This window comes from Halomonas sp. DQ26W (assembly GCF_003339685.1).
Classification (GTDB): domain Bacteria; phylum Pseudomonadota; class Gammaproteobacteria; order Pseudomonadales; family Halomonadaceae; genus Halomonas.
This window is the reverse complement of the sequence record NZ_QPKI01000050.1, coordinates 1-5,952: the sequence shown is the minus strand read 5'-3', so window position 1 is coordinate 5,952 and position 5,952 is coordinate 1. Positions and strand designations below refer to the sequence as shown.

The window sequence follows — 5,952 nt, the reverse complement described above, 5'->3', positions numbered from 1 at the left end:
CGCCTATCGGCACCGTGTCACTCAACCCGGAACGGGAGCTCCAGATCACCGTCGCTGAACCAGAAAAACAGGCGGCCTGAATGACCTCAGAGGCGACAGATTCCTTGACAACTACCGCGGCCTGGTGCTGGCGTATTTCTCCTATCGAAAAGGGTTGCCACTCTCAATCCGCTCGAGCCTGTACCCGATCTTTGGTCAGCGTATCTATGGTCCCATCGGCCATGCAGCGGATCTTCTTGCAGTTTTCGGAACCCTGTTCGGCATCGCTACATCTCTGGGCATGGGCTCGCAGCAAATCAACGCCGGTCTCCAGCACCTGGTCGGCATTGATGTAACGACTTCCAATCAGGTAGTACTGATCGTCATTATTTCATTGATTGCCACCATTTCAGTGGTCACCGGTGTCAATAAGGGGATCCGCATCCTCAGTGTACTGAACATGCAATTGACGATCGTTATCCTGGCACTGTTTCTAGTTTTCGGCCCCACTGCTTATCTGCTGGGCGCTTTTTTCACCAATATGGGCGACTACCTGTTCCATGCCGTAGAGTTGGGTCTCTGGGTAAATCCAGATCCCGAGGACCAGTGGCAGGGGGCATGGACCATCTTCTATTGGGGCTGGTGGATTGCCTGGTCACCTTTCGTCGGCATGTTCATCGCGCGTGTCTCACGTGGCCGCACCATTCGCGAGTTTATTCTCGGAGTGCTGATTGCACCGACACTTATGGGTGCGCTGTGGATCACCATTTTCGGTAATACAGCCATGTTCATAGAGCTTTACGGCAATGGTGGCGTCATCGCGGCGGTCAACGATGACATCACTATGGCGTTGTTCAAGACCATAGAACTGATGGGATTGGGGCAGCCCCTTACCCTGCTGATTGCCACGATTTGTACCATCATGCTGGTGACCTACTTCGTGACTTCTGCTGACTCAGCTGCCTTGGTGATTTGCACCTTAGTCGCAATGGGTGATGAACACCCGCCGACACGCCTCCGAGTGTTCTGGGGAATGGCAATCGGCGCGGTTGCCGCGGTGCTATTGCTTGCCGGCGGCTTGGAGGCTCTTCAGACTGCTTCGATCGTTGCCGCCCTTCCAGTCTCAATGGTTGTGTTACTGGCTATTTACGGCTTCTGCAAAGCACTCCGAGCGGAGACCCTTCCCGAAAAAATGACGATGGAGGAAAGCATCAAGATAGCTGAAGATGCCCATCCTGATAACTCCAAGGTCTTAAAGGCCACCAGCAGTCATACCTGACTGCATGGCATCTGCTGCTATGACCAGTTCTCGCATTTTCTTATCTGAGAATCATCGTCAACCTCGAACTAGTGGAGTCGTTATGTCTACTCAAATCATTCTTCCTCGCATCATGCAGGTCGGCGAGAATGCTAGCCAGTCCATACCGGACGTGTTGGCAAGTCTGGGCTGCAAGCGTCCACTCATTATCACCGACGCGATGATGGTGAAGCTGGGATACGTCGATCGGCTACAGAACACGCTCGCCGACCACAAGTTCGCCGCGGATGTCTTCGCCGAGACACTCCCGGAACCCACTGTCGGCTCCATCCAGGCGGGCGTAGACAAAGCACGTCACGGTGATTACGACAGCATCATCGCTCTAGGGGGCGGTAGCCCCATCGACAGTGCCAAGGCAATCGCTATCCTGGCCCGACATGGCGGCGAAATACGCGACTACAAGTTTCCCCGCCAGGTGAATGAATCGGGCTTGCCTATCATCGCAGTGCCCACGACTGCGGGTACCGGCTCCGAGGTGACCCGCTTTACCATCATCACCGACGAGACCACCGACGAGAAGATGCTGTGTGCCGGCATCGGCTTTATGCCAGTAGCGGCGTTGATAGATTACTGCCTGACCCTGAGCCTGCCGCCCAGGACAACCGCCGATACCGGTATCGATGCCTTGACCCACGCGATAGAGGCCTATGTCAGCAAGAAAGGCAATCCCTACAGCGATAGCCAGGCCCTCTCGGCCATACGACTGATTGGCCCTAATCTGCGTCGCGCCTACCACCATGGTGAGGACAAGTTGGCCCGAGAGTCGATGATGCTGGGCTCCACCTTGGCCGGGGTGGCCTTCTCCAACGCCTCGGTGGCCCTGGTGCATGGCATGAGCCGTCCCATCGGTGCCCATTTCCATGTGCCGCACGGTCTCTCCAACGCCATGCTGCTGCCAAGCGTGACCGCCTTCTCGATGCCGGCTGCCCCCGAGCGCTATGCTGACTGCGCACGCGCCATCGGCGTTGCGGACGAGCAGGATAGTGTCGACGTCGCCAATCGAAAGTTTCTGGACGAGCTCGAGGCCCTCAACGACGAGCTTCAGGTCCCCACCCCCGAGCAGTTCGGCATCGAACGTCAGCGCTTCTTTGAGCTGATGCCCAACATGGCGGAGCAGGCGCTGGCCTCGGGCTCGCCCGGCAATAATCCCCGCGTTCCCGATGCTGACGAGATCATCGCGATTTACCGCCAGCTCTGGTAACTGCCAAAACTGTGCCCACCCCCCATTCCGGCGACGCCGAATAATCAAGAGAGAAATACCATGACCCTCGTAGGACATTTGATCAACGGTCGAGTGATCGCCGACGGAACGCGCCGTCAGGCGGTATTCAACCCCGCCACTGGGCAGTCCACCAAGCAGGTCGAGCTGGCCTCCAAGGCCACAGTGGAGCAAGCCATTGCCGCCGCCCAGGCAGCCTTTCCCGGTTGGCGCAACACCCCACCGCTGAAGCGGGCGCGGGTCATGTTTCGCTTCAAGGAGCTACTCGAAAAACATGCCGATACCATCTGCGCCCTGATCGGTGAGGAACACGGCAAGATCACCCATGATGCTATGGGTGAACTACAGCGCGGCATCGAAAACGTCGAATATGCTTGTGGAGCCCCCGAATTGCTCAAGGGCGAACACAGCAAGAATGTGGGACCTAATATCGACTCTTGGAGCGAGTTCCACCCCTTGGGCGTCGTCGCAGGAATCACGCCGTTCAACTTTCCAGCGATGGTTCCACTCTGGATGTTTCCGATGGCGATCGTCTGCGGCAACTGCTTTGTGCTGAAGCCCTCCGAGCGTGACCCAAGCGCCACCCTCTATATCGCTCAGCTGCTCCAGGAAGCCGGCCTGCCGGATGGTGTCATGAACGTCGTCAATGGTGACAAGGAAGCCGTCGATACACTGATTGAAGACACCCGGGTCGAGGCTGTGAGCTTTGTCGGTTCGACGCCGATCGCCGAATATATCTATACCAGAGCCACCGCGCATGGCAAGCGTTGCCAAGCCCTCGGCGGTGCTAAGAACCATGCCATCGTGATGCCTGACGCGGACATGGACAATGCTGTCAACCAACTGGTCGGTGCGGCCTTCGGCTCATCCGGCGAACGCTGCATGGCGCTGTCTGTTGCGGTAGCCGTCGGCGATGCCGCGGGTGACGCCCTGGTTTCCCGGATGCAAGAGGCGATGCAACACCTCAAGGTCGGAGCCAGCTCCGATAGCAGAAACGACTTCGGCCCTGTGATCACCAAAGCCCACCAGGAAAAGGTAGTCGGCTACATTGATAGCGCCGAGGCTCAGGGCGCCACTATCGTGGTCGATGGTCGCCGGACCCAGGTCGATGGATATGAGGATGGTTTCTTCGTCGGTGGTACGCTAATCGATCATGTCAGCCACGATATGACCAGCTATCGGGAGGAGATCTTTGGCCCGGTGTTGCAGGTGGTCCGCGTCGATAGCATGCAAGAGGCTATGGCACTGATCGATGCTCACGAATACGGCAACGGCACCTGCATCTTCACTCGTGATGGAGAGGCCGCGCGGCACTTCTCCGACAACATCAAGGTCGGCATGGTCGGGATCAACGTGCCGCTGCCGGTACCCGTAGCCTACCACAGCTTTGGTGGCTGGAAGCGCTCGCTATTCGGTGACCTTAATGCTTATGGCCCCGACGCGGTGCGTTTCTACACTCGGCGCAAGACCATCACCCAGCGCTGGCCTTCAGCCAGCGTTCGTGAAGGAGCAGAGTTCTCCATGCCAACCATGGAGTAACCACTGTTCCGACTACCGAGTGTCACACTCTAATCGCCGAGCTGCATCTTCCGACAAGGATGATGCAGCCTTTGCGGTTGATCTAGAGGCGATATGGCCGATATCACTTCCCAGATCCGATGATTTTATGAGAAAAAGGGAGCCGATAAACCATGGCTGGTGCAGGCACCATGAAGAAAAGGCTCCCCCCGTTGAACTGGTTACGCTCCTTCGAAGCTGCAGCTCGCCACATGAGCTTCACCCGAGCGGCGGCCGAGCTCAGCCTCACCCAGGCTGCAATTAGCCAACATATCAAAGGGTTGGAATCTCAACTAGGCACCCCGCTATTCAAGCGCTTGCCCCGAGGGCTGGCATTGTCCGATGCCGGGCTCGCCTACTTGCCTGCCATTCATGAAGCGATCGAGCGCCTGAGCGCTGCAACCGACGAGCTCTTCGGTCAAGGACGCCCCAAGCTGATCACCATCAAGGTCAACCTGGTCTTCTTTACTGCCTGGCTTGCCCCGCGTCTCGCCCGCTTCCAGACACTGCACCCCAACATCGGTCTGCGTTTCACCAGCAATATTTGGGCCGGTGAGGGCTATAAGGATGCGGACATGGAAATCCGCTACGGCCAGGGTACATGGTCGGGTATGAAGTCCGATCGGCTCACTTGGGATGAGCTGTTTCCGGTATGCAGTCCAACCCTATACGAAGGTGCAACGCCACCGGATTCTATTGAGACTTTGGCAGAACATACCCTTTTGCACGTGATTGGCTACGAAGAAGGATGGGGGTACTGGCTGAGGAAGATAGGGGGCAGTCATGTCGATATCAGCCAGGGGCTGCAATTCGATACGTTGATTAGTGCACTGGAAGCAGCCACTCAAGGGGTGGGTTTTGCTCTGGGGCGCAGCTCTCTGGTAGAAGACATGATCTCCCATGGTCGACTGATCGCTCCCTTCGAACCTCGTATCGCCACTTCCGAAGCCTTTCACCTAGTGTACCCAGACCACTCCTACCTTCACCCTCATGCGGAGGCATTCCGAGCCTGGTTACTGCAAGAGACCGAAACCCAACCTTCTGAGCAACCGCTCGAAAAGCAATAGTCCCGGATATGTAGCACCTCGGACACCCCGGCATTAGCAGCAAGCGTTGCTAGTAACGTGCGGCACTAAACCATCCAACTCGCCCGGTTGGTCGATTTCGACGTCGTGATCATCAACAGCGACACTGGGCTGTCACAGGAGAGCGGCGGCCCAGAATCGTTGCTGCCTGACGACCAGGCACGAACACCGACACAGATATAATCGAGTAGGAGGGGCGGGCGCATCATCCACCCCGGCGAAATCGCAGGCAGACACCATCGCCCAGGTCGAGCTCGATCTCCCAGCCACGCGAGTCGCGACCGGGCTCCTCCGTCGCAGGGATCGACACCGGGGCGAAGAGCGCGGCCTCGGCACCCGAGGTCTGAGGCATCGCCGCGGTTCCTGATGTCAGACGGCGCTTCCAGAGCTGGAACGAGCTCTTGGACAGGCTTTTCTGTTCACAAAACAATCGCTGGGACAAACCGCTGCGGGCCTGCTCGTCAATCCAGGCCTGCCACTGCTGGGCGAGATAGCGTGGGTGGCGTTGCTTCGGCATGAGCACTGATTCTCCGTCGATAATTGACGGGTTCAGCGTAGGGGGTCAGGACGCGGCTAGAAATGACGCGCCGGAATGGCCGGTTACTGCGATCATCTTCATTGCCTGGGGCGTTGGTAAGTGCCCAATCTCAAGTTTTGCCCGCTCGGACCGATAACCCCTCCTAATTCATCAGGGTGTCGAATGCGGGGGCTGAACCGAGGTGTTGCCGACACCGATCCACTGCAACGTCATCGAGCCGCTTGATCACCAGGCAATCTATTCCTCATCTGACTTA

Annotated in this window: 5 protein-coding genes; 4 read left to right on the top strand and 1 reads right to left on the bottom strand. The window is 57.5% G+C overall.

Going from position 1 to position 5,952, the window contains the following annotated elements:
- The first annotated feature begins 124 nt into the window (after positions 1-124).
- The 4 genes from DU490_RS16685 (at position 125) to gcvA (ending at position 5,140) form a co-directional block, all read left to right on the top strand.
- Positions 125-1,258: a BCCT family transporter gene (locus DU490_RS16685; protein WP_258801712.1), complete on the top strand. Its 1,134-nt coding sequence runs from the start codon at positions 125-127 to the stop codon at positions 1,256-1,258.
- Between the two features lie 82 nt (positions 1,259-1,340).
- Entirely contained in the window at positions 1,341-2,498 is a 1,158-nt protein-coding gene (locus DU490_RS16680) for an iron-containing alcohol dehydrogenase (protein WP_114575348.1), read from the top strand.
- Between the two features lie 60 nt (positions 2,499-2,558).
- Positions 2,559-4,055 carry a CoA-acylating methylmalonate-semialdehyde dehydrogenase gene (locus DU490_RS16675; protein ID WP_114575347.1) on the top strand — a complete coding sequence of 499 codons (1,497 nt, stop codon included), beginning with the start codon at positions 2,559-2,561 and terminating at the stop codon, positions 4,053-4,055.
- A gap of 152 nt (positions 4,056-4,207) precedes the next feature.
- Positions 4,208-5,140: a transcriptional regulator GcvA gene (gene gcvA, locus DU490_RS16670; protein ID WP_258801711.1), complete on the top strand. Its 933-nt coding sequence runs from the start codon at positions 4,208-4,210 to the stop codon at positions 5,138-5,140.
- 223 nt (positions 5,141-5,363) lie between these two features.
- Here gcvA and tnpA read toward each other — a convergent pair whose 3' ends face one another.
- Positions 5,364-5,675: an IS66 family insertion sequence element accessory protein TnpA gene (gene tnpA, locus DU490_RS16665; RefSeq protein WP_114575346.1), complete on the bottom strand. Its 312-nt coding sequence runs from the start codon at positions 5,673-5,675 to the stop codon at positions 5,364-5,366.
- Positions 5,676-5,952 lie beyond the last annotated feature (277 nt).